Origin of the sequence: Rosistilla oblonga, from assembly GCF_007751715.1 — a bacterium.
In the GTDB taxonomy this organism is placed as follows: domain Bacteria; phylum Planctomycetota; class Planctomycetia; order Pirellulales; family Pirellulaceae; genus Rosistilla; species Rosistilla oblonga.
Genome location: NZ_CP036292.1, coordinates 5,152,175 through 5,175,213, shown reverse-complemented (window position 1 = coordinate 5,175,213; position 23,039 = coordinate 5,152,175). Strand labels below are relative to the sequence as shown.

Sequence of the window (23,039 nt, the reverse complement as noted above, 5' to 3'; positions counted from 1 at the left end):
ATCATCTATTCGTTGGACGTTAGCCCGATGTTTGCCAGCGACGGTTTGGTGTTTTCTTCGTCAACTCAGTTCGGTGCGGCTCATTTACGTTCGTCGAATTATGGCGAGACGTTTTCAGAATCGCATGCGGGTATGCATCGGACTCTCGTCACCGGACACACGTTTTCGCCATACTTCGATCGCGACGGCACGATCTTCATGGCGACGCAGACCGGTTACTACAAGTCAACCGATCGAGGTCGCAGCTGGAAGAAGCAATCGCTGTTCGCGGACGAAGAAGTGTTGTCGATCTGCAGCGCCGCAGACTACTCGGAAACTGGAACGATCTATGTGCTGACGAAGAGTGGGGTTCAGCGAGTTGGCGATGCAACAAACGCCAGGACGCTAAAGGACTTCGACAAGACCACGTTTGGCAAGTTGCAAATTGCCGGCGATCGACTGTTCGTTCATCGTGTTTTCTATGACACGCCGAAAAAGAAGAACGGCATGGAATTGGTCGACTACGCCGCGGGAACAGTCGACGTGCTGGATCTTGCGACCAACACGTGGTCGACTCTGGCTGGCCAATTCAACTCGGGCGTGATTGCAGACTTCGATGCGTCTACGGACGGAAAAAACGTGGTTGTGTCGCTGAAAGGTGGCTCCATTCATCTCAGCAACGACCGCGGGCAATCTTGGAAGGAAGCCTTCGAACGCAACGGCGACTTCTTCTGCAAAGTGAAACTCTCTCCGAATTACGGGGAAGATCAAACGATCGCCTGCGGTTCGGCCAAAGGCTACTTTTTTCTGTCCAGCGACGGCGGTCAGAAATGGGAGACGCGATCAAACGGGCTGAGTCGATGGGTTCATCACGTCAATATTCTTATCAACAAGATCGTGTTCTCACCCAGCTACGCCAGCGACAAGACAATCTTTCTTGGCAAGACAACAGGCTTCTACAAGACTACCGATTCCGGAAAGTACTGGCGACACATCAACGTTTGGAACACCAAGTGGAGTTACTTCGTGTACGCCGCTCCGGGCACAGATTCGCAGGACATTTTCACCGCGACGTACAATAGCGGCATTTCGCGTTCCAGCGATCATGGAGATACCTGGCATAGTGCGAACATCGGCATCACGTCTGCTTTCGCAAATGGCATGCTGTTGTCGCCCAACTATGAGCAAGACAAGTCCATCTTTGTGCTGGACATCGCCACCGGGCTGTACCGGTCCAGCGACGGAGGCCGCTCGTGGGCGAACGTGAAGGAGACCGACACGGCGAAGGTCGTTGGCAAGCCGGTGTTGTATCGCAAGCTCGGCATCTCGCCGGAGTTCAAAGACGATGGGCTGATCTATTTCTTTTCTGTGCCACGTAAGATTCTCGGAGTGACGGAGAAGCATTCGTGGAAGTTCAATGACAAAACCAAAGAACTCACGCTGCTGTCGATCGGCGGAGACAAAAACTACATCAATGGTTTCTCGTTCACTCCCAAGGGGACGCAGCAGAAAAAGGTGTTCGCCGCGACAGCACGTGGTGCGTTTGTTTCTGCCGACGAAGGCCCGTCCTGGAAAAACTTGACTCCCGGACGCGGGGCGGAGAAGATCATTGTCTCGCCCAACTACGAGAATGATGGCCTGCTGTATCTGATGGACAAAAGCGGCAGTCTGCGCGTCACGAGCGATTTTGGTGCGACGTTCCGACCGGCCGACCTGAATCTCGACGGTAAGTACATCGGCAACTTGACGTTTTCGCCTGACTTTGCGAACGATCAGACATTGTACGTCAACACGTTTGGCGAAGGCGTTTTCCGATCGCAAGATGCTGGCAAGTCATGGAGCAATCTTGGCCTGAAGGGAAAGCTCCTTTTCAGCGGGCCAACGTTTTCATCGAACTACACAGACGACAAGACGCTGTTCGCTCCCGCAATCGACGGCGTCTTTCGTTCAACCGATGACGGTGCCACGTGGAAGAATATCCTGAACCGAACCGAGTACCTTCCAAAGGAACCCCAGTTGGTCCTGCGTGATCCCACCGGCCATGAGGTGCCACTGACATTCAACGTTCCTGTGGAAATGAAACGGTACAATATGTACGACGAGGAAGTCGGCTCGGAAATATTTCGGACAATTCCAGGTTCGGTCCAGAAAGTGAAGGATCCACGGGCGTATTTGGCTTCGTACTATAAGTTTCGCATGCCGCAAGGATCTGCTGTTGAGATTAGTTTTTACGGCACCGCGATCGAGTACAAATGCGTGACGTCCGACGACCTTGGCATTGTAGGGATTGAGCTCGACGGCAAACCAATGGGTGAGTTCGATCTGTACAGCGCACAGGATCGGTTCGACGTAACGGGGTTTGCGAAGAGTGACCTGAAACCTGACTTCCACCGTTTGCGTATCGTCGCCACGGGCCGGAAGCACACGGCCTCATCCGATACTGCAATATCGTTCAACGCGGCGACAGTGGAGAACTAGTGACACAATCCAGCGACAACGACGAAAAGGTTCAGCGGTTTTCGGCGCTGCTGGTGGCCAATCACCGCCGCATCTACGGGTTCATCCTGACGCTGGTCCACGACCGCACCGCGGCCGAAGACATTCAACAGGACGTGAGCGCGGTGCTGTGGCAGAAATTCGACACATTCGAAATCGGAACCGACTTTGCCGCATGGGCGATGGCTGTTTCTCGATTGACGATTCTTAACTGGCGCCGAAAGCAAAAGAAGGTTCCCTTGCCACTGGATGACCAGCAGTTTGCGTTGCTGGCCGACGAAGCGGTCGCGGTGAGTTGCCAGCATGAAGCCCGGCGAGTTGCGCTCAACGAATGCCTCGAAAAGATCGACGCGTCGGGGCGAGAACTGCTCGCGTCGCGATTCGAGATGGGGCAAAGCGTTGCGTCGATCGCCGAGCAACTGGGACGCAGTCGAGTGGCGATCTACAAGCGATTAAATCGGATTCAGTCGTTGCTGTTGGATTGCATCAACGAAAAAGTACGCGAGGGCGTTTTATGAATCAGTCATCAGAAATCTGGGAAACACGGTTGGACGAGCTTGTCACGGCAATGCGCGATGACAGCCTCTCCGACGAACAATCGGTCGATTTACAGAACATTCTGAAGGCCCAGCCCGGCGCGCGTCGACGCTTCGCTGAGTCGATGCACCTATCGGCTATGCTCAGCGACGGTGTTCAGGCCCATGAGCCTAAGACTGCAAGCCTAAAGTCGACGAGCGATACTGCGGCTGGCACACGCCGCTTTCGAGTAAAAGCGACAATCTTGCTGGCAACTTCCGCTACGATTCTTTTCGCATTGCTGTGGGCGAGACCTCAACGCGTCCCGAACGAATCGCTCGCTGAGCTGTTCGACGAAGGTGTTGCGGTCGTCACACAAAGCTACGACCCCCAATGGGCAGGCGAGACTCGACTGCATGTTGGTTCGAGCGTTTCACCGGGGAAGGTCGAGTTGCAGTCCGGCCTTATCCAACTGGAGTTCTATCGTGGTGCGGTTGTGGTCGTTGAAGGCCCAGCAGTGCTGGAGTTCGTGAATGCGGATCGCATGATCTGTCATCGCGGTCGCCTGCGAGCACATGTTCCTCCCCAAGCAGAAGGTTTCGTGGTGGTCTCCCCAAATGTCGAACTGGTGGATCTTGGCACCGAGTTTGGGATGGATGTCTCTGGTGACGGTAGCGCATCGGTGCATGTGTTCGATGGCAAAGTGGAGCTTTACGAGTCCGGGACGGATCGGTCCGCGGAGACGCGTCAAGAATTCAACGAAAGCGAAAGTGCATCGGTTTCCGCAGCCGGAAAGATTGCACCGTCCAGTACGAAACCCGTCGAATTTGTCTCGTCATCGCAGTTGCTGCAATTAACATCAACGCGAAATACGGCACGGCTGGAGCAATGGAAAATGGAGCAGCAATCACTGGCCGCCAACCCACAAGCCGTGCTTCTTTATACGTTCGAGAAGGATGCCTCCTCCAGTCGATTGCTGCGGAATCGATCAACCAACAATGACCAATCCAACGGAGCGATCGTTGGATGTCGGTGGACCGAGGGCCGATGGTCTGGAAAAGACGCCTTGGAATTCAAACATCCGGGGGATCGTGTACGGCTTCAAATCCCCGGCGAGTTCGACTCACTGACCTGGTCTGCCTGGGTGCGCATCGATGGAATTGACCGACCTTTCATCGCCCTGATGCTGACCAACGGTTACGACGTGGGTGAACCGCACTGGCAATTGCGAGACGACGGCCGCCTATTGCTTGGAATCCAGACTCCCAGCGGCCACGTCGCCTATGATTCCGAGCCCGTGTTAAACATTAAGCATCTCGGTCGTTGGACACATTTGGCCACGGTCTACGACAGCAAGTCCGCTCAAGTCACCCATTATATCAACGGCGAGAATGTCGGCGCGTCGCCTATTACCACAGACAACTTCAAACTCCGATTCGGCGAGACGGAAATCGGGAACTGGGGAACTCCCATGGAATACAGTCCTCAGAAAATCCGAAACTTCAACGGCCAAATCGACGAACTAACCCTCTTCAGCAAAGCGCTGACAGCCAAGGAAATCCAGTCGCTTTACACAGCGGGCCTTCGCTAACTGAAGGCATCGGAAATCCGGTTCGGATAACCGGCCAACGGCCCCCCGACAGAGCACTCGAACCACACAGCCAATGCAGATCCCGTGAACGACGAAACCCTCGATCACAAAAGGACTTGCGATCGAGGGTTTATGGTTCGGATCGTGATTCGGTTTTTCATAGCTCCCCGAGGCGTACTCGAACCAAGCTATTCACGAGGCGAGGATAGTGGACAGTGAAACCCCGCAAGTCGTTGGTTGAAAACCACTTACTAGTTCATGCCCCAAATTGCACGAACTGATTGAACTTTTTAAGGACCAGCGATTGCACCGGAAATCGCACGAAAAAAGCCGCCGATCGCATTTGATCAGCGGCTTCTATCGTTTTAAGTGGAGGATAACGGACTTGAACCGATGACCTCCTGCATGCCATGCAGGCGCTCTCCCAACTGAGCTAATCCCCCGGATTTGGGTTCGAGGCGCGTGGGCCTCGTTTGGTTGGCGAAAATTAACACGGAATCGATCGGGCGTCAAGCGTCACTGGGACTGCGATTTGCTGGGCGATCGCGAAAAATCCCGGTGAATGCTGGTTTTTCCAGATCTTCCGCAAGTTCCGTGCCTCGATTTCTAGGCGACTGTTTCTGACGGTTGCACCCGTCGGGAAATTCGCCGGAACTATGTTTGCCCGCCAGGGTTGAATACAATGTCAAAAATTGTGCAACGCGTCGGGCGATGCAACAAATCGCTTGAATCTGAATGAATCCACGCGATTCGATCCGTTTTGTCCAAGGGAGTATGAAGAATGCGTAAGCAGCGATCGCGCCGTCGCGCGGCGTTTACGTTGTTGGAAGTTCTGCTGGTTTTGATCATCCTGGTGATCATCGGTGGAATTGTGACAGTGAATTTCGTCGGCATCCAAAAGGGGGCCCAAGATGACACCGCTCGGACCCAGCTGAACAATATTAAGAGCGGTATCAAGTTGTATCAGTTGCAAGTCGGCACCCTGCCGAGCAGCTTGGAAGGCCTTCGCGAGAAGCCAAACGACATCGCCGACCCCACCCGCTGGAAGGGGCCGTACTTCGACGAAGATATCCCCGCGGATCCTTGGGGGAATGACTACAAATACGCTCCCAGCGGCACCGGCTTTGAATTGCGTAGCGCCGGCGCCGATGGTCAGGAAGGATCCGAAGATGATGTCGTTGTGACCAGCGGTACCGTTTAGGTCTGACGGACAACATCATGCAGCCAACCTCGATTCCAACACGATTTCGTCGCTGCCCGCAGGCAGATCGCCGAGGGTTCACGCTGTTGGAACTGCTGTTGGTCTTGGTTCTGATCGCCGCGCTGTCGGCGATGGCCGTTCCGGCGATCAGCGTGCTGATGGCCGATGGGCGGATCAAACGGGCCGGCGATGAAATTCGCATCGTCTTGGCCCAGTCGCGGCTCAAAGCGATGCGAACCGGACGGACGCACATGTTCCGCTGCGAGATCGGCACCAGCCGGTACAGCGTCCAGCCGTGGAACGATGCCAGCGACATGACCGAAGCTGCCGACATGTCGGGTCAGACGTTGCCCGGAACCGCGGGAACTCAAGCCGCCGTCGCCAGCTACACGCCGCCCGAACCAACGGCTGCGGATATCTTGGAACTGCCCGAGAACATCGTCTTTGCCGACGAACAAGTCGAATCGTCGCAGCGCAGCATGTTCATTCTGCAACAAGCCGCGATGGCTGCCGAAGCGGGATGGTCCCAACCGATTCTGCTGTACGCCGATGGGACGACCAGCACGGCCGTGCTGCGAGTGAAATCCGAAGATGGCAGCGTCGTCAAAGTCCAGTTGCGCGGACTCACTGGCGAAGCGATGGTTTCGGAGGTGACGAGCGATGAAAGCTAATCCCTTCCGGTCACGCAAAACTCAAATCGATCGATCGGCGACGCCCCGGAAAGCGTTCCTTCGCACGGGGTTCTCGCTGTTTGAGATCATCCTGGCGTTGGCGATTTTTGGCGTCGCGATGGCGATGTTGGGGAACATCGTTTCCAACGGAGCAAAAGCTGCGATCGAAGCTCGCGACCTGGCTCGCGCTCAGATCATGTGCGAATCGAAGATGGCCGAAGTCATGTTGAACACTGCCGGACCGCAACCGATCTCCAACGTATCGTTGGAATCGAATGACACGCTGCGGCAATGGGAGTATTCGGTGCTGACCGAACCGGCCCCGATGTCGGGGATGGTTGCCGTTCAAGTCAAAGTTCAGTCGGTGTCGCAGGATGCATCGGTGGTTCCTGTCGAGTTCACGTTAACGCGATGGATCATCGATCCGGCGATGGACCTGCAAGGGCTAGAGGACGAAGCGGCGGCGTTGGCGGCGGAAGCAGATGCGATGGCGACAAGCGAGGGAGCTGGAGCATGATCCGCGGAAACTTCCACCACCGATCCACGACAGGGGCTTGCCGCCGCGAAGCGACTCGCCGCGGCTTCACGCTGTTTGAAGTTGTCGTCGCGTTGGGCTTGAGCGTCGTGTTGATGGGGATGATCGGGTTTGCGATGCAGTTTTACGCGGCACAGTTGAACGACCGCGATTCCGAAGCCCGCCGAACTCAACTGGCGCGAGCGATCCTGCGAATGATCGCCGAGGATCTGCAGGCCTGTATCTATCCGCAAGAGTTTGATGCCGGGGCGCTCGCCGAAGTCCTGGCGTCGTCGGCGACGGGAGCTGCCGCGGGCGGTTCGAGTGGTTCGTCGTCGAGTTCCGAATCCGATGCGGTGACCGTGGAGGAGGGGGAAGAAATGGAAGCGACAGCGATCTCCGATTCGTTGGCTTCGACGGTTCGCCCCGGTCTGATCGGCAATCAGTATCAGATCCAGTTCGACGTCAGTCGGCTGCCGCGGATGGAAGAGTATCTGCCGATGCTGACCAATCCGACCGACGTCGGAATTCAGGACATGCCCAGCGACGTGAAGACGGTCGCCTACTTTGTCCAGCAAGCGAATCTGTCGGGCGTTGGCGACAGCATCGGACAGTTGAGCAGCGGCGGTGCAACGAACCTGCAATCGAGCAGCGGTCTGGTGCGACGAGCGCTCTCCCGCGAACTGACAACTTACGCGTCCGAATCGGGCGATGTGATGCGGTTGAATCAGACCGGCGACGTGTTGGCGCCCGAGGTGCTGCAGATCGAGTTCGCCTATTTTGATGGCACGCAGTGGATCTACGAATGGAATTCCGACGAATCGCAAGGACTGCCGATCGCCGTTCAGATTCGGCTGACTCTCGGCAAGCCGCCCGGTTCAGTGGAGGATCCGATGAATGCAGGACTCGCGACCGCCGGCGATGCGGCAACCGGAGACGTCTATGATTTGATGGTCCGCCTGCCGATGGCACAGCTGGTGTCCGAAGAGGAAGCGACCGCGACCGACCTTTCCGCAGCGGGGCTCTAACCGATGGCACAAGCTAATAACGTGCGATGCCCTGTCGACCGCGAGCCCGCGTTGGTGGCGGTTAGCGATGAAACAACGACGACAAAACAACGCGTTCCTCGTCGCGCCCGTCGCGGGATCTTTCTGCTGATCGCACTTGTTGTGATCGCGGTGAGCACGATGGCTGCTTATTCGTTTACCGACTTGATGTTGGCGTACGACGAATCGACGATCTTGAGCGGGCGCAAAACGCAAGCCGACATGCTCGTTGAATCGGGGACGGAGTTGGCGCGGTTGATGCTCGCTCAATCGCCGACCGGCCGCGAGGAGATGGGAGGCGTCGACAACAATCCGGCGATGTTCCAGGCGATCAACGTCGTCCCCGATCTCGATCCGCAGCGTCGCGGCAACGTCACGGTGATCGCGCCGTCGATCGACGCGATGGGAGAGTTTTCGGGAATCCGATATGGATTGCAGAACGAATCGGCGCGGCTGAATCTAAACGTGTTAACGGTGATCGAAGAGAACTATACCGTCGGCGACGAAGCGTTGCAGGCGGCGGCCGATCTGGGGTTGGCGGATACCGATCAGGCGGTGGTCAGCGACAACATCGCTCGCGAACTGCTGATGTCGCTGCCCAACATGACCGAAGACGTTGCCGATTCGATCTTGGATTGGTTGGATGAAGACGACGAGCAGCGCGACTTCGGCGCAGAATACGATTATTACAACGCCCTGCCGACGCCGTACGGTCCCAAGAACGGTCCGTTAGATAGCGTGGAGGAGTTGTTGTTGGTTCGCGGCGTGACGCCGGAACTGTTGTTTGGCGCCGACACTAATCGCAACGGCATCATCGATCCGATCGAACAGACCTACATTACGACGGGCGATCAATCGACGGCCTCGCTCGGCTGGTCCGCATTTCTGACGGTCTACAGCCGCGAAGGGAACAAGACCGCCGATGGAGCGGACCGCGTGGATGTCAACGCCGAAGATCTGGAACAATTGCAAGCCGATCTGACCGACGTGTTGGGCAACGAGGATTGGGCCAGTTTTATCGTCGCCTACCGCGTCGCCGGACAATCGGGTGCTACGGCGTCAACAGGTGGCGATTCGGATGCTGCCGAGGCGGTGTCGCAGGCGAGCGGTGGGCAAGCGTGGTCTTCGTCGGTCTTGAGCACTCTGGATCTTTCCGAAGGGAAAGTCGAGGTCTCGCAACTGTTGGACTTGGTCGGAGCGACCGTGGTCGTCGGCGAGGGGAACGACCAAACGGTCTACCAGTCGCCGTTTGCCAACGAACCGTTATCGATGGCGACTTACATGCCTTATTTAATGGGCTTGTTGACATCGAAAGACTACGATTCGATGCCGGGACGGATTAATCTGAATGAGTGTCCGGCGGAACTGATCTACGGTCTGCCCATCTTGGAGGAAGAGACGGCGCTGGCGTTGGTCGAAGCTCGCGGCGAACAGTCCGAGAGCGAGAACCGACGCTTCGAGACCTGGCCGTTGGTCGAAGGGATCCTGACGTTGGAACAGATGCGACAACTGCTGCCGTTGGTCACCGCCGGGGGCGATGTCTTTCGGGCTCAAGTTGTCGGCTATTTCGAAGGAGCCAATCAATCGGCTCGGGTGGAAGTCGTGATCGACGCGACGACGATCAATCCCGATATCGTTTATTGGCGAAGCCTGAGTCACTTGGGACGCGGGTTTGACGTCGGCACGTTGGGCGTGCGAGGCGAGGACGGGATGCAAACATTAAGCATCGCAGAGTAGTGCAGCGAGAGAATTCCGCGGAAGCATACGGCAAAGAAATATGGCAAAGCAGTTAGCAATCGAATGGGACGACAACGAGATCCGCGTGGTAGCGGCGCGGCCGCGTGGCAACCGGTTTGTCGTGACCGATGTCTTCACCGTCGATATCAGCGGAGCGAAGTCCGATGCGATTGGCAAGCAGTTGGCCGACGCATTGGCAGAGCGTGGACTGCAGAAATTGCCGACGCTGGTTGCGATCGGTCGAGGCCGGGCGGAGCTGCGTCAATTGAGTCTGCCGGCGATTCCGGATGAAGAGCTTCCCGATGTGGTGCGGTTCCAAGCGGTCCGGCAGTTCGCCGCCGCGGGCGAACGAGCGGCGATCGATTACCTGCCGATCGCTCGCAGCGACACCGCAGTCGAAGTGGCCGCGGCCGCTTTGGCTCCCGAACATATCGACGAGATTCGCCGGGTCTGTGCGCCATCGGAATTGCAGTTGCAGCGGATCGTGCTGCGTCCGACCGCAGCGGCGGCGCTGTTCCAATTGCTGAAGCAGCCCGATTCGGGCGAGACGATTCTGATCGATACGTTGGCCGACGAGGTCGACCTGATCGTGATGCGCGGCAAGACGCCCGCCTTCTTGCGTTCGGTTCGCGTTCCGACGGACGAACAAGCTCGGCTGCGGACGATCGTCAACGAAACACGTCGCAGTTTGATGGCGGTTCGCCGCGACGGCAGCAATTCCAGCCAGCGACAGATCATCGTTTGGGGCAACCCCGCGTTTCATACTGAATTGCGTCAGCAGTTGACTGAACAGCTGGGGATCGAAGCGAAATCGGTCGATCCGTTCAGTCTGGTCGAAACGCCAGCGGAGCTTCCCAACGGGATGCCGCAACATGTCGGCCGGTTTGCACCGCTGTTGGGATTGTTGGAAGGGGATGTGCTGAAAGGCCAAGGGCTGATCGACTTCCTGAACCCACGTCGTCCGCCCGAACCGAAATCGAATCGCGATCGCTACGCGTTGTATGGCGGTCTGGCCGCTGCGTTGGTTTTGTTGATCGGTTGGTTGGCGTGGAGTCAGTTGAGTCGCTTGGATGCCAAGTACCAACAGACATTGGTTGCCAGCAACGATTTGAACGATGCCGTTGCCGCGGCGCAAATCAGCAAAGCGAACCTGGCTCGCATCGACCAGTTCCTCGACGGCGATGTCTTCATGCTGGGCGAGCTGGCTTATCTGAGTGAAAACCTTGGGCCGGCTGAACAGATGCGAATCGAGCAGTTGACGGTTGCTGCCGATCCTCGCGGCGGTGCGACGATGGCGATCAAAGGCGTCGCTCGCGAACCGGCAGCGGTGATTGCGATGGAGAGCCAATTGCGAGACGCCGACCACGCGGTGACTGGCGACGGGGTGAAGAGCGATCCGCGGAACGAGACCTTTAAGTTCCAGTTCAACGATACGATCCGCATCCCAGCGGCAAGCGTTCGTGAGCAACGACTCGCGGCGCCAGTAGTTGTTGATTCAGCTGAACCCAAGGCCGCGCCGACGGATGTGAAAGAGACGCCTGCGAAAACCGAAGAGCCTTCGGCAGCCGAAGCGGATACAACGCCGGAGGGTTCCGGCGAAGAAGAGTCGACCACGACCGAAGCCGCGATGCCGGCAAACGATTCGGAGCAAGCAGATCCTGCCGCGGGCAAATCGAATGCCGACGAATCGGAGACTGAAGAAACCAAAGCCGACGCAAGCGATAGCGACGCATCAGAGAGCGACGAAAGCAAGAGCGACGAGGTGTCCGCATGAACCAACGCGAAAAATTACTTGTCTATTTGGTCGGCGGTTTGGTCGTCGCTGTGGGGCTGCAGTTCAGTCTCAGCGGGTATCGATCGGGGCTGCAGACGCGTGCGAACAAGCTGCGTAATTTGGAAGACAAGCTGATCGATCAGCAGGAGCAGGAGTTTGCAGGTCTGCAGGCAGAAACTCAGATCGCCGAATACCGCCGGCGTTCGCTCCCCAGCGATCCTCAACGGGCTCAGGCCGAATACAAGGAATGGCTGGAGAAATTGGTCAGCCAATCGGGACTGCAGAATCGCGCTGTCGATTACGTGGGCGAACAGGGCTCGAACAAACTGTATCGCGTCTACACGTTCCGAATCGGCGGCGTGGGGAACATTCAAAAGGTCAGCGAATTCCTGACGGCTTTCCACGAGAAGAACTATCTGCAACGCGCCAAGAAGTTGGTCCTGCGGCCCTCTAGCGAAGAGGGCAAGCTGCTGATGAACATCGATGTTGAAGCGATCGCGCTTGCCGATGCGGCGCGAGATCAACCCGCCCCTAACACGACCGATCCGCGAGTCGACGGGGTCGCGCCGCTGTTGGTCGAAGCGATCGTCAACCGCAACATGTTCAGTCCCGCCAACCAGCCACCGCGTTACAGTGGCGAAAAGACGTTGACGGCATCGATCGATACCGATTTCTCGAAGCGGTTGAAGTTCGATGATCCCGACAAGGATCACCGTGTCGAATACGAAGTCGTCGGCGATCTTCCAGCGGGAATGCAGTTCAGCCGTGGCGAATTGATCGGCCGCCCGAAGGAGAAGGGCGAATTCGACATCAAGGTGCGGGCTTGGGACAACGGTTTGCCGAGTCGCGAGATCGAAACGATGCTTGTATTTAAGGTCGGCGATCCGCCGCCGGAGCCTGTCGTCGCCGAAGGCCCGCCCCCGTTCGACGAATCGCAGCAAGCGGTTCTGACCGGGCTGGTGCAAAGCCGCGGTCAATGGAGTGCGTGGATTCGCGTTCGGACGCAGAACAAGCTGCTGAAACTGAAAGTCGGCGATACGTTCAAAGTCGGTTCGATCGAGGGTACAATCGTGGAAGTGACCGATCGCTTTGCGGTTTTCGAAAGCGATGATCAACGCTTCATTCTGCGACACGACCGCAGCCTGGCCGACGCCAAGGCGGACGATTTGAACTAGTCAATCGTCCGGCGGAAACGAAGTCAAAACGCGAATCGGTTGCGGATGATTGGTCCGGTCTTCCGTTCACTTCCTCACAACTCGGTTCCGTTGCATGTGTTGTCGATCGTCACTTGCCCTGTTGGCGTTGCTGTTTGCAATCGCAACTCCATCGCTGGCGGAAGAGTCCCGTTTTGAGCGAGACGAAATCGACCGCGCTGTCGACAAGGCGGTTCTGTTTCTAGTCGGCAAGCAGCGAGCCGATGGAGCGATCGTCGATCGCAGCCACGACACCACGATGACATCTTTGGCGATCATGGCGTTGGCTTCGGTCGGGCATCTGCCTGGCGATCCAACTCCTGCTGGCGAAGCGGCAGCCAAGGGGCTGGCTTACGTTCTTGCTGACGGTCGCCAAGACGATGAAGGCTACTACGGGCGGCACGATGGATCGCGGATGTATGGTCACGGGATCACGACGCTGATGCTGACCGAGATGCTGGGGATGGGAACCGACCCGGCGCAAGACCAATTGATTCACGACCGCTGTCAGGCGGCGATCGATCTGATTTTGAAGTCGCAGAGGCATCAGAAGAGCCAAGAGAATCAAGGCGGATGGCGCTACACCCCGACCTCCAGCGATGCCGATCTTTCGGTTTCGGTTTGGCAATTGATGGCCCTGCGATCGGCGAAGAACGACGGCTTGAAGGTCCCGGGTAGCGCGATCGACGATGCTGTCGACTATCTGAAGCGATCGTATACGGCCAAGCTGGATCGCAATGGCCTGCCCGACGATCAGAAGCCGGCGGGCTTCAGCTACACTCCCGGACAACGCCACGCCAGCTTCACGATGACCGCCGCCGGATTGTTGGCGATGCAGGTCTGCGGTCAATACGATTCGCCACTGGTCGCGGGAGCTTCCGAATGGTTGATGCAGCATCCGCCCAAACACAACGACCGCTTCTTCCATTACGGCACCTACTATTACGCTCAAGGGATGTATCAACGCGGCGGCGAGCATGCGAAAGAGGCGGAGCAGCAGGTGGCCAAAGTCTTGTTGCCACGACAGCAGGGAGACGGATCGTGGTTGGCTGAAGGGGGCGATGAGAAGCGGATCGGCCACGTCTATTCGACATCGCTGGCGATGCTGACGCTGTCGGTGAAGTACCATTACCTGCCGATCTATCAGAAGTAAAACGACGGGGGGCAGGCTTGAATCGCGGCCCCAATGCGGCGATCATGCCACGATCGAAGACCGCGCCAGGGAAGGCTTTGCAATTGCGAAGCCTTTCGGAATAGTCGGAGCATAAAACGTTTCGGCAGGTCGTCCCCTCTTGTCACTCGAAATTCGAAGACCAGCACGATGAGCACCCCCGCCAAGATCGAACCCCTTTCCTGGCAGCAGGAGACCAGCGGCTATCTGCGTTTGATCGACCAAACGCGTTTGCCGACCGAGCTTGTCGAAATCGATTGTCGGTCGGTCGAACAGGTTTGGACGGCGATCAAGCGGTTGTCGGTCCGTGGAGCACCCGCGATCGGAGTCGCTGCGGCGTATGGCGTTTGCATTGGGGCTGCGGAAACGACGCGGCAGAGCGTCGATCAAGCGAAGCAGCAGGCTCACGCTGCGGCCGATTATTTGGCGACCAGCCGGCCGACAGCTGTCAATTTATTCTGGGCCTTGGACCGGATGCGGAAAGTGATCGACCGCGACGGCTTCGGGAAGACCGATGCGTTCTTGGAAGCTCTGTTGGCCGAAGCCCGCGCGATTCATCAACAGGATCGCGAGACTTGTCACGCGATCGGCCGGCACGGTGCTCCGTTGATCGCTGCGGCAAAAAATGTGCTAACGCATTGCAACGCCGGTGCGCTTGCGACCGCTGAATACGGCACGGCCTTGGCGGTGATCTATTCCGCTCACGATTCGGGGCAGACGCTACACGTCTTCGCCGATGAAACCCGGCCTCTGTTGCAGGGAGCGCGTTTGACGGCGTGGGAGCTGCAGCAGCATGGCGTTCCGGTGACGGTGATCTGCGATTCGATGGCAGCTTGTGTGATGAAGGAAGGCCGTGTCGACGCGGTGATCGTCGGTGCCGATCGGATCGCTGCCAATGGCGATGCGTGCAACAAGATCGGGACCTATGGACTGTCCGTTCTCGCCAAACATCACAACATTCCGTTTTACGTTGCCGCACCGTGCAGCACATTTGATCTCTCGCTGGCTAGCGGCGATTTGATTCCGATCGAACAACGTGCCGCTTACGAGATCGCCGAAGCGTTTGGCAAACGAACGGTGCCCGAAGGCGTCGAGGTCTACAATCCGGCGTTTGATGTCGCGCCGGCGGAACTGATCACCGCGATCATCACCGATCGCGGCGTGATCGATCCGGTCGATGAAGCAAACGTTCGCCGAGTGGTGCAAGATGCCAACTGAAGAAATCGTAAACCCGTCGCAACTTGAATCCGAATCGCAACACGAAACCGCTCCCGCCCGGCGGCCGTATTGGAATCTGGCACGTCGCTGTGTCCGGATGTCACTTGCGGTCGTCGTGGGACTCTACCTGGCGATGCTGCTGATGTTGACCTGGCTGGAAACCTCGTTGGTCTACCCCGCTCCCTCCGTCGCGGCGGCCAATTGGAATCGTCCCGACCTGCAATTCGAAGACGTGAACTTTACGTCGACCGATGGAACCGCTTTGCACGGTTGGTATTTTGAGCATCCACAGCCGAGGGCTCAGCTTCTGTTTTGCCACGGTAATGCTCAACAGGTGGCCGATCTGGGGGACTGGATTTCCGAGCTCCGCGATCTCTACCAGATTTCGATCTTCGTGTTCGATTATCGCGGCTACGGTCGCAGCGAAGGGGAGCCGACGGAGACTGGAGTTTTGCAGGATGGCGAGGCGGCGCAGCGGTGGCTGGCCCAGCGGGCAGAGATTGCCGACGACGAAGTCATCGTTTGGGGGCTGAGTCTAGGCGGCGGTATCGCCGTCCACTTGGCGTCGGAGCTAGGTGCGAAGGCGTTGATCCTCGATCGCACCTTCCATTCGATCGTCGAACTGGCGCAGTCGATCTACCCTTGGGCGCCGATCCGTTGGCTGATGCGAAACCGCTACCCATCGGTCGACAGGATCCAGAACTATCGCGGCCCGTTGTTGCAGATCCACGGGCCGGTCGATGAGATCGTACCGTTCACCTCGGGCAAGCAGTTGTTCGACGCTTGCCCCTCGCAGAACAAGCAATTTCTGGAGCTGGAGAACTTTGGGCATCTCGATTCTCCCACGGCCGAGTTTTATGCAGCCGTGGGGGAACTTATCGATTCGGTTGCCGATCCTCAGGAACCTTCGTCGGCCGCTGAGTGATTCGCGGCCGGTGCTCGATCGAGTGTCGCAGGACTGAAACGATTACAGCAGCGATTCGGTCAAGCGGCGCAGCTTTCGCAGTTCCACGCGGTGGTCCAGGCCATCGATCGGGGACATGTGGATGCTGAACGCGCGGTCGTATTTTTCGTGCGAGAGTTGGCCGATCAGCTTGGCGTAATCGAGGTCGCCCTGGCCGACGCTGACTTGAAACGCATCGGGCTTCGAATCTCGCAGGTGGACGTGGAAGACGTACTTCATGATCCGGTCGAGGCTCTTGTTACTGCACGGACCGCACATGAAGACGCTTGGGTCGAGCGTGATTCCCAGGCCGTGAACGTTATCGCACAGCACCATCAACGTGTCGGGATCTTCGCTCAATCGGCCGATCTGCGTTCGCACGGCGACGCGGCAGCCTTCGGTTTCGGCGATGTCGACCAACCGTTGCAGGTGTTCGACCTCTTCGTTAAACGGTGTTCCGAGTTCGGCGGATGGAACCGTCAGCGTGACGACTTTGCAGAGCTTGGCGAACTTGCACAGCTCGGCAAACTGCTCGTAATGCTCATCGCCGGTGGAGAGCAGGCGGACGCTGAAGCTGGCGATATCCAAGCGATGCGACAGACGCACGCGATGGTAGGCGGTATCGGGGTTGGTTAGGACTTCGCTGGGACGAACGTGGCCTCCATCCTCATGCAGGTCGATTTCAACGGCCGCAAATTCCAAATCGTCCGCGATCTCCACCGCGTCTTCAATTGACAAATCGGGCATGCTTTCCAAAGAGACGGCCACAAACACAATAACATTCCTTCAACAAGTCGAACAAAAAACGAACAACGTTAAAGCTTAGCGATCGCGCAAGGTCTGTCCAATGGCGATTCAGCGTAAATGAGGTCGCAATCCTATTCGTGGCTCACGAGTCGTCTTCCAGGGGCCCCCGGTAACGGCTATTCGGATTGATAGCATTCGGATTCTTCGATTTCCCCTGCATTGGCAGGGCGAAACTTGAGTCAATTCTGGTGGGAAAGTCGATTTTGTGGCAAACCGCTCTTTGTCCCTTGTCGACCGCTCGTTATTCTGATCGTTCCCGTAAATCGATGGAATCGGTTTGTATTGTGGCCAAGGAGGAGCCAGACCCATGTTGTTGGAACGCTTAGACATCGACGTCTACGGCCCATTCGGTAAGAAAAATATCGGGCCATTTTCAAACGGAATCAACGCGATCTGGGGCCCCGAGGGCTCGGGCAAGACTGCGATCGTCGATTTCATCCGCGGCGTGATGCTGGGCAACCAATACGACCGCCACGGTGCAACCGTTGGCCGCGTCACCTGGGCCGACCATCGCGGGCTGTATCATTGCCAACGCGAATCCGACGGCACCCATGACGGCCGTTTGCTGATCGATTTCTCGCCTCGCGATGCAGCTTACGCCGACGAACGCTACCGACATTACGGCTACCACTCGCGGCGTCCCGATGCGATTCCACCGGCGCTTGTCGATATGGTTGTCGCTCCCGACACCAACGAGACATCGATCGCTCGCGTCTTCGAAGCTGCGGCTTCGGTCGGCTTTGAGCTGGCTTGCGCGGTCAATCGTCCATCCGAAGAGATCGAACGCATCAAGTTGCGATTGGTCGACATCGACGCTCAGATCGGACGCGATTATCGCGGCACCGAAAATCGCGATGAGCTGGAGATGCGTCGCCGCCGTTTGACCACGGAACTGGAAACGCTCGAACGCGGAAGCGTCGTCAGCGAAAAGTCGCTCGATCGCCCCGACCGCAGCCACGCCGAACAGCGTCTGCGAGCCGCTCAACTGGAAGCGACTCGTCTGCGCCATTTCCAAGACGAACTGCGTGAATCGATCACCGACATCCAAGACGAAATGGATCGGTTGTCTCACGTGCCGCAACACGAACCACAACGCTGGACGATCGCCGAAGACTATCGTCTGCAGTTGGAAGAACTCGACGCGCAATTGGTTCGCTGGCGTCGCACGATGCAAGAGGTCCGGTCGCTGCGCGAGCGATTGCAGGATTCTAGCGACAAACCGTACTACAGCGACGCGGCCACGCGGCCTGCTTATCGCAGCGGTGCCGATGCGGCGAGCGACCCTTATGAGTATCTGAGCAGTCTGGAAGGACGCATCGATCACGCTCAACGCCAACTCGATGCATTGGCCGGTTGTTATACCGACGGCTACTACCGCTACGGCAACGACGCTTCGACGCAGGCTCGCAACCTGCACGCGATGCGTGACGAATTGCATACGATTCGCGAAGGATTGGGACGCCGCGATGCGCACCAACCACACGCACGGTTCGATGACGAACTGGCGCAACTGCGCCGCTGCGAACAGGAACTGATGTCGGCGATCGAGCGTTTGATCGCCGATCGCAGCGACTTGATGCGACTGGCATCTCGCGAACATGGCATCCCAATGGATCAGTTGTCGTCGGCTTACGGCGACTGGAATCCGTACACCGATACGCCTCATCTGCGCGATTGGTTGGTCAGCGAACATTGCCCGCCAAGCGTCGGATCGAGCGATGCCGCATCCGCCCGCCGCCAACGGTTGCAAGATGAATTGACCGGATTGCGAAGCGAACTGCAACGCGCCGACGACCAATTGGCGACAGTTGTTCGCGACATCGACAACCTGCAACGCGACATGTTGTCCCAACCGATCGAACGACGGCCGTTTGTCGATTCCGATCGCATGGCTCACTTGCGAAATGAATTGGCCGACGTGCGACGTCGTTTGGAATGGCTCGATTCGTTGGACGGATTGCGTCGCGAACGAGCCCGTTTGGATGACGAACTGCGACGTATGGAAGCCGCCGGTCATGCCACGCAATCGCCGTTGATCGCTTGTGCAAACCATTGGTTGACGCGTTTGACAGCGGGCCGATTGCGGACGATCGAATTGGTCGGCCCCGATCAAGTTCGTGTCGATGGTCGCCGCGAATCGGATATCTCGTCGGACGATCGCCGAACCGCAGCGCTTGCCGTGCGGATGGCGGTTTGTTGCCTGATGAACGAAAATCGGACTGGGATGCCGTTGATCATCGACGATCCCGTCGTGCATCATCACGATCACCGTAGCGTCGCTCGCACGTTGGTTGAATTTGCCGCCGGCGGCAACCAAGTGCTTGTGCTTACACGTTCGCAAGCGTTGGTCGACGACCTCTCGGAACAGGGTGCATGGACCGATGCACTGCCTGCCCGTAACAACTTGAACAACGGAGCGGCCGGCAGCGATCTGTACGACGTCAACCGCTTCCTTGATATGGCTTGGCGGGAATCGAACGGTTTGTACGACAATCCGTCGCACACTCCCGGCCGCAGCTGGAGTCCTGCGAACAACTATCCGCGACGCCGCACGATGCGTGGTTTATACGAACCGAACCATCGCAAGGAATCGCGAACCGGAACAACGATCGACGGCGAAACGCTGATCGGTCGCCACTTTTTGACCCCGGAAAGTCACATCGACTTGGCTCCGTCGGTCGATTCGGTCGCCGCAGCCCGCTTGCGTGGCATCGGTGTCGAATCGGTGGGGGATCTGTTGACCAGCAACGCCGCCAACATCGCTTCGCGAATTGGATTGGCGGGCGTCAGTGATCGCACGATCCGCCGCTGGCAGATCGAATCCGATCTGGTCTGCCGCGTTCCCGGCTTGCGTCCCTTCGATGCACGAATCCTCGTCGGCTGTGGCGTCACGACGCCTAAGGAATTGGCTCAACTGCATCCCACCGAACTGTTGGTCAAAGTCGAACGCTTCCTGGCGACCGACTTGGGACGCGAGACGCTCCGCAGCGGAACCAGTTACGAATTGTCGCGGATCACGACTTGGATCGCTTCGGCCAGCCGAGCTGTTCTGCGAGGTCATCGCGATGGCGATCGCCAATCGACACGAACCACGCGCACATCGACTCGCAGCCGCAGCGGTGAACGATCCGATGAGTCGCGCGGTGGTCGCACGACTCGCGTCACTCGCCGTCGTCGCACCTCGTCGCGAGATGGGCAAAGCGGCGAAAGCACCAGCCGTCCACTGTCGAGTGATCACTCTTCGTTCCCCAATCCGTACGACCACGAATCGGTTCGTCAGCGTACCGGTTCGGTGAACAGCTACCGCGAGACCTACGACTACGATGGCGATGGAATCGCCGATCTGGAAGTCGAATACGAATACGACCACGAAGGCAATCGTGTCGTCCGCAGCACCAAGCGTTCGAGTTCGCGAAACGGATCGGGAAGCAGCAATTCGTCTTCTCGTTCGAGCAGCCGTTCGTCATCCCGATCCAGCAACGGATCGAGCGACCGCGAAGGTTCGTCCAACGGGCGAAGCCAACGGTCGACGCGGACACGCGTCACACGCACCAGTCGCGGCGAGCGATCGGAGCGTTCGACAGTGCCGATCGATGGCGATAGCAAGTCGCGGACTCTGCGGTATTACTTGAGCAACGAGAGCGATGTCGTCGACGCTCCTTCGATCGGGCCTTCGATGGCGAAGCGATTGGAGAAAGCGGGTGTCTATACGGTTGCCGATCTGTTGGATGCCGATCCCGCGTTTGTCGCGGACAAATTGAACCACCGCCGGATCACAGCCGAAACGGTTCGCCAATGGCAATTGCAATCGAAGCTGATGTGCACTTCGCCGATGCTACGTGGCCACGACGCCCAGTTGTTGGTTGCTGCGGAGATCACCAGCGCGAAGCAATTGAGTCAATGCAATCCGAAATGGTTGTTGGACGAAGTCACGCCGATCGCTCACAGCAGCGAAGGAAAACGCATCCTCCGCGGAGCTCCCGCTCCCGACCTAGCCGAAGTCACCGACTGGATCACCTGGGCCGGCCAACGCGACCAAGTGGTCGCCGCGTAGGTTTTCTCGCGGTCTCCGCCGCTTCGAATTGAATAACGTCACAGCTCGCCAACGCACTTCGCGTTGGCGAGCTGTTCTTTTTTCGGGGAGTCTATCGGTATGCTTGCGATGGGGCGACTAGAACGCGAGTCGCTTGTGCAAGAAGATCCTACATCGCAAGTTGCTCTGGAAACTGTACGGTGGTTTGAGCCTAGCCTCGGCAACCAAAGAGTTTTGGTAAGTCCGGTGGCACGCTAAAACAAAACGTTGTTGCCGGCAGAGGCACATCGCCGCAAATGCGGTGAAGCCCAGGAAGCCGAGACGCGCCGACGTCCTGAGCATCTGCCTTGACAATGGGACCTGTCGGTCCAACAATCTACTATCGTAATTGCCATTCAGGCCCGGACGATGAGCGACGTACCCGGTTAAGATAAGACGACGCGCACCCTAAAAGGAGCGTTGTCATGCCATGGGTTATTCTCGTTATTGCAGGTCTCTTGGAAGCGGGCTGGGCGATTGGCCTGAAATACACCGAGGGCTTCACCAAGCTCGTTCCTAGCGTTCTGACCATCGCTGGCATCATGGCAAGTATGTATCTGCTTGCTCTTGCAGCTCGAACCCTTCCGATTGGGACAGCCTACGCCGTTTGGGTTGGCATCGGCACTTTCGGCGCAATTGTCTTAGGCATGACCTTTCTGGGCGAGCCCGTGAACGCCGGCCGTATCTTTTTTCTCATCCTATTGATGGTGTCCATTATCGGATTGAAACTCACCGCGTACTGAGCGGGGCGACTTTTGGTTCGGATGGCTATACAGGCAGGTCAAATGGCGACTCGATGTAATTGCCCTTCAATCTGAATTGATATCGCAGTTTGCGCTCTTGATGGATGCCTGTAACGAATCTCTTCTGCCGTCGAATGCTCCGCGTTAGCGAGCCCCAACGGTGTTGATAATTCAGTGCACAATCGGCTGAAGGGTTTCAGTGATCCAAGCTTTCATCGTCGGCTGCCGTGTACTGCGTTGAACAACTTCCAGACCACTGGGGTCCTGGCGAGAAGTCTTTGCACCAGCGTCTCAGTTTGTTGGTTCATCGTGAAGTCCAACTCGAGACCGTTGCGAGTCGTTCGATCGAGAGCAGACTCGAGTTTTAGCTTCCGCCAGACACCATCGGGCTAATTCGACTTAGCTGTTTGTAACAAGGTCTGAAGGTGTCATGATCTTAATCGACGTGAATCGGGCGAAATCTTTTGGATTCAGCGTCAGGATATGCGTGATCCCATGCCGTAACATCGCGGCGACTAAACGCGCGTCGTGAGAGTTCTTCCCTAAAACCTTGTAGCTCGTAACCAGTCGTTGCCAATGTTCGAATATCGCTCTCTCGTCACGAACGAAGTCGAACATGGACGTGAGCTGGGCCAGTTCCAATGCCGCTTGCTCTGCAGTGAATCCAAGGCCATTGACGTTGATGGGACGCGTGACAACGGCCCAATACTCATAGAAGACTTGTGGAACCAAGCAGCCCCGGAAACCGTTGGGGCGAAGCCGTTTGACTGCGTCAACGGCCAACCGGAATGCGTCTGAAGTTGGTTGAGAAGTGCGAACGACAATACTCGTATCGATCAGGCTTCTCACTTGTCACGACCATCGTAGATCGAATCGCGGCTGCAATCGACAAAGTGTTTCGACGGAGTATGACTCTCCGCCCATGCTTCAAATCGAGCCGCCCATTGTTCATCGTCTTCCGTTGGCGGTTCACCGTCAACGATATGGTGCTCCGCAGCGAGAAGGCTGAGCGCATGGCGAATGGCTTCGTCGGTAGACGCAAACGCACCACTGGCAACGGCTTCGTCGAGAACGTGTGCGTATTCGCTTGGTATGTTCAGTGTCATGTCTTATTCCTCCGAAGCGGGCTGCACGGTTCTGCTTAAATCACCATGTGCCCGATTTCATAGTGACTTATTCGGGGCAGAAAGTCAATCAAAACCAAATCTGCTGCAGGGTTCTGGATGCCCACGATTGGATTGTGTTTTTCAGTATTTCCCGTGGTTGTGGGGCACATGAAGAGAAAGGCCATGGTCTAAGCCGAAGCTTATGCCGTTCGTCGATTTGCAGGGCAGAAGTGGGAGTGCAGTTTGGGGACAGGCTCTTCT

18 protein-coding genes, 1 tRNA gene and 1 riboswitch are annotated in these 23,039 nt (G+C 57.3%); of the genes, 15 read left to right on the top strand and 4 right to left on the bottom strand.

The genetic code is table 11. From position 1 onward, the window contains the following. The first annotated feature begins 27 nt into the window (after positions 1-27). The 3 genes from CA51_RS18325 to CA51_RS18315 are packed head-to-tail and all read left to right on the top strand — an operon-like array spanning position 28 to position 4,582. Positions 28-2,457, top strand: a complete 2,430-nt coding sequence (locus CA51_RS18325; RefSeq protein ID WP_145122664.1) for a sialidase family protein — start codon at positions 28-30, stop codon at positions 2,455-2,457. Next, the gene (locus CA51_RS18320) at positions 2,457-2,993 is read left to right on the top strand and encodes a sigma-70 family RNA polymerase sigma factor (RefSeq protein ID WP_197451288.1); all 537 of its coding nucleotides are present in this window, start codon (positions 2,457-2,459) and stop codon (positions 2,991-2,993) included. The genes CA51_RS18325 and CA51_RS18320 overlap by 1 nt, the downstream gene beginning before the upstream one ends. Further along, positions 2,990-4,582 carry a LamG-like jellyroll fold domain-containing protein gene (locus tag CA51_RS18315; protein WP_145122662.1) on the top strand — a complete coding sequence of 531 codons (1,593 nt, stop codon included), beginning with the start codon at positions 2,990-2,992 and terminating at the stop codon, positions 4,580-4,582. The genes CA51_RS18320 and CA51_RS18315 overlap by 4 nt, the downstream gene beginning before the upstream one ends. A 370-nt stretch (positions 4,583-4,952) precedes the next feature. On the opposite strand, the gene CA51_RS18310 is transcribed toward CA51_RS18315, so the two are convergent. Then, positions 4,953-5,025 (bottom strand) — tRNA-Ala (locus CA51_RS18310). A gap of 338 nt (positions 5,026-5,363) precedes the next feature. Between CA51_RS18310 and gspG the strand changes: the two genes are divergently transcribed. The 10 genes from gspG (at position 5,364) to CA51_RS18260 (ending at position 16,032) form a co-directional block, all read left to right on the top strand. Continuing rightward, entirely contained in the window at positions 5,364-5,783 is a 420-nt protein-coding gene (gene gspG / locus CA51_RS18305; RefSeq protein WP_145122661.1) for a type II secretion system major pseudopilin GspG, read from the top strand. A 17-nt stretch (positions 5,784-5,800) separates the two neighbouring features. After that, positions 5,801-6,454: a prepilin-type N-terminal cleavage/methylation domain-containing protein gene (locus CA51_RS18300; protein ID WP_145122660.1), complete on the top strand. Its 654-nt coding sequence runs from the start codon at positions 5,801-5,803 to the stop codon at positions 6,452-6,454. Next, on the top strand, positions 6,444-6,971 hold the full coding sequence (locus tag CA51_RS18295) for a type II secretion system protein (RefSeq protein WP_145122659.1): 528 nt from the start codon (positions 6,444-6,446) through the stop codon (positions 6,969-6,971). Before CA51_RS18300 ends, CA51_RS18295 begins: the two co-directional genes overlap by 11 nt. Next, positions 6,968-7,996, top strand: coding sequence for a hypothetical protein (locus tag CA51_RS18290; RefSeq protein ID WP_145122658.1), 1,029 nt, complete (start codon positions 6,968-6,970; stop codon positions 7,994-7,996). The genes CA51_RS18295 and CA51_RS18290 overlap by 4 nt, the downstream gene beginning before the upstream one ends. A gap of 3 nt (positions 7,997-7,999) precedes the next feature. Further along, entirely contained in the window at positions 8,000-9,751 is a 1,752-nt protein-coding gene (locus tag CA51_RS18285; RefSeq protein ID WP_145122657.1) for a type II secretion system minor pseudopilin, read from the top strand. A 40-nt stretch (positions 9,752-9,791) separates the two neighbouring features. Next, positions 9,792-11,525 carry a hypothetical protein gene (locus CA51_RS18280; RefSeq protein WP_145122656.1) on the top strand — a complete coding sequence of 578 codons (1,734 nt, stop codon included), beginning with the start codon at positions 9,792-9,794 and terminating at the stop codon, positions 11,523-11,525. Beyond that, positions 11,522-12,700, top strand: coding sequence for a hypothetical protein (locus CA51_RS18275; RefSeq protein ID WP_145122655.1), 1,179 nt, complete (start codon positions 11,522-11,524; stop codon positions 12,698-12,700). Before CA51_RS18280 ends, CA51_RS18275 begins: the two co-directional genes overlap by 4 nt. 94 nt (positions 12,701-12,794) lie before the next feature. Further along, positions 12,795-13,871 (top strand): prenyltransferase/squalene oxidase repeat-containing protein, encoded by a 1,077-nt coding sequence (locus CA51_RS18270; RefSeq protein WP_145122654.1) that lies wholly within the window; start codon positions 12,795-12,797, stop codon positions 13,869-13,871. Between the two features lie 168 nt (positions 13,872-14,039). Further along, positions 14,040-15,107, top strand: coding sequence for an S-methyl-5-thioribose-1-phosphate isomerase (gene mtnA, locus CA51_RS18265; protein ID WP_145122653.1), 1,068 nt, complete (start codon positions 14,040-14,042; stop codon positions 15,105-15,107). Then, positions 15,097-16,032, top strand: a complete 936-nt coding sequence (locus tag CA51_RS18260) for an alpha/beta hydrolase (RefSeq protein ID WP_197451287.1) — start codon at positions 15,097-15,099, stop codon at positions 16,030-16,032. Before mtnA ends, CA51_RS18260 begins: the two co-directional genes overlap by 11 nt. Positions 16,033-16,074: 42 nt before the next feature. Here the strand turns inward: CA51_RS18260 and CA51_RS18255 are convergent, their stop codons facing one another. Continuing rightward, positions 16,075-16,797: a sugar phosphate isomerase/epimerase family protein gene (locus CA51_RS18255; RefSeq protein WP_338052302.1), complete on the bottom strand. Its 723-nt coding sequence runs from the start codon at positions 16,795-16,797 to the stop codon at positions 16,075-16,077. Between the two features lie 367 nt (positions 16,798-17,164). Between CA51_RS18255 and CA51_RS18250 the strand changes: the two genes are divergently transcribed. Together CA51_RS18250 and CA51_RS18245 are read left to right on the top strand one after the other, a co-directional pair. Continuing rightward, positions 17,165-20,911 (top strand): DUF4332 domain-containing protein, encoded by a 3,747-nt coding sequence (locus CA51_RS18250; protein ID WP_145122650.1) that lies wholly within the window; start codon positions 17,165-17,167, stop codon positions 20,909-20,911. Between the two features lie 364 nt (positions 20,912-21,275). Further along, a riboswitch (guanidine-III (ykkC-III) riboswitch) is annotated at positions 21,276-21,335 on the top strand. A gap of 19 nt (positions 21,336-21,354) precedes the next feature. Further along, on the top strand, positions 21,355-21,672 hold the full coding sequence (locus tag CA51_RS18245) for a DMT family transporter (RefSeq protein ID WP_145122649.1): 318 nt from the start codon (positions 21,355-21,357) through the stop codon (positions 21,670-21,672). A gap of 399 nt (positions 21,673-22,071) precedes the next feature. Here the strand turns inward: CA51_RS18245 and CA51_RS18240 are convergent, their stop codons facing one another. Together CA51_RS18240 and CA51_RS18235 are read right to left on the bottom strand one after the other, a co-directional pair. Beyond that, positions 22,072-22,521, bottom strand: coding sequence for a type II toxin-antitoxin system VapC family toxin (locus tag CA51_RS18240; protein WP_145122648.1), 450 nt, complete (start codon positions 22,519-22,521; stop codon positions 22,072-22,074). Next, positions 22,518-22,778, bottom strand: a complete 261-nt coding sequence (locus tag CA51_RS18235; protein WP_145122647.1) for a ribbon-helix-helix domain-containing protein — start codon at positions 22,776-22,778, stop codon at positions 22,518-22,520. The genes CA51_RS18240 and CA51_RS18235 overlap by 4 nt, the downstream gene beginning before the upstream one ends. Positions 22,779-23,039: the final 261 nt, after the last annotated feature.

Excerpts from the sequence above, each read along its gene's own strand:
- CA51_RS18325 (WP_145122664.1), top strand. The coding sequence starts at position 28 with ATGTTTGCCAGCGACGGTTTGGTGTTTTCTTCGTCAACTCAGTTCGGT.
- CA51_RS18315 (WP_145122662.1), top strand. The coding sequence starts at position 2,990 with ATGAATCAGTCATCAGAAATCTGGGAAACACGGTTGGACGAGCTTGTC.
- gspG (WP_145122661.1), top strand. The coding sequence starts at position 5,364 with ATGCGTAAGCAGCGATCGCGCCGTCGCGCGGCGTTTACGTTGTTGGAA.
- CA51_RS18300 (WP_145122660.1), top strand. The coding sequence starts at position 5,801 with ATGCAGCCAACCTCGATTCCAACACGATTTCGTCGCTGCCCGCAGGCA.
- CA51_RS18295 (WP_145122659.1), top strand. The coding sequence starts at position 6,444 with ATGAAAGCTAATCCCTTCCGGTCACGCAAAACTCAAATCGATCGATCG.
- CA51_RS18290 (WP_145122658.1), top strand. The coding sequence starts at position 6,968 with ATGATCCGCGGAAACTTCCACCACCGATCCACGACAGGGGCTTGCCGC.
- CA51_RS18285 (WP_145122657.1), top strand. The coding sequence starts at position 8,000 with ATGGCACAAGCTAATAACGTGCGATGCCCTGTCGACCGCGAGCCCGCG.
- CA51_RS18280 (WP_145122656.1), top strand. The coding sequence starts at position 9,792 with ATGGCAAAGCAGTTAGCAATCGAATGGGACGACAACGAGATCCGCGTG.
- CA51_RS18275 (WP_145122655.1), top strand. The coding sequence starts at position 11,522 with ATGAACCAACGCGAAAAATTACTTGTCTATTTGGTCGGCGGTTTGGTC.
- CA51_RS18270 (WP_145122654.1), top strand. The coding sequence starts at position 12,795 with ATGTGTTGTCGATCGTCACTTGCCCTGTTGGCGTTGCTGTTTGCAATC.
- mtnA (WP_145122653.1), top strand. The coding sequence starts at position 14,040 with ATGAGCACCCCCGCCAAGATCGAACCCCTTTCCTGGCAGCAGGAGACC.
- CA51_RS18260 (WP_197451287.1), top strand. The coding sequence starts at position 15,097 with ATGCCAACTGAAGAAATCGTAAACCCGTCGCAACTTGAATCCGAATCG.
- CA51_RS18255 (WP_338052302.1), bottom strand. The coding sequence starts at position 16,797 with ATGCCCGATTTGTCAATTGAAGACGCGGTGGAGATCGCGGACGATTTG.
- CA51_RS18250 (WP_145122650.1), top strand. The coding sequence starts at position 17,165 with ATGTTGTTGGAACGCTTAGACATCGACGTCTACGGCCCATTCGGTAAG.
- CA51_RS18245 (WP_145122649.1), top strand. The coding sequence starts at position 21,355 with ATGCCATGGGTTATTCTCGTTATTGCAGGTCTCTTGGAAGCGGGCTGG.
- CA51_RS18235 (WP_145122647.1), bottom strand. The coding sequence starts at position 22,778 with ATGACACTGAACATACCAAGCGAATACGCACACGTTCTCGACGAAGCC.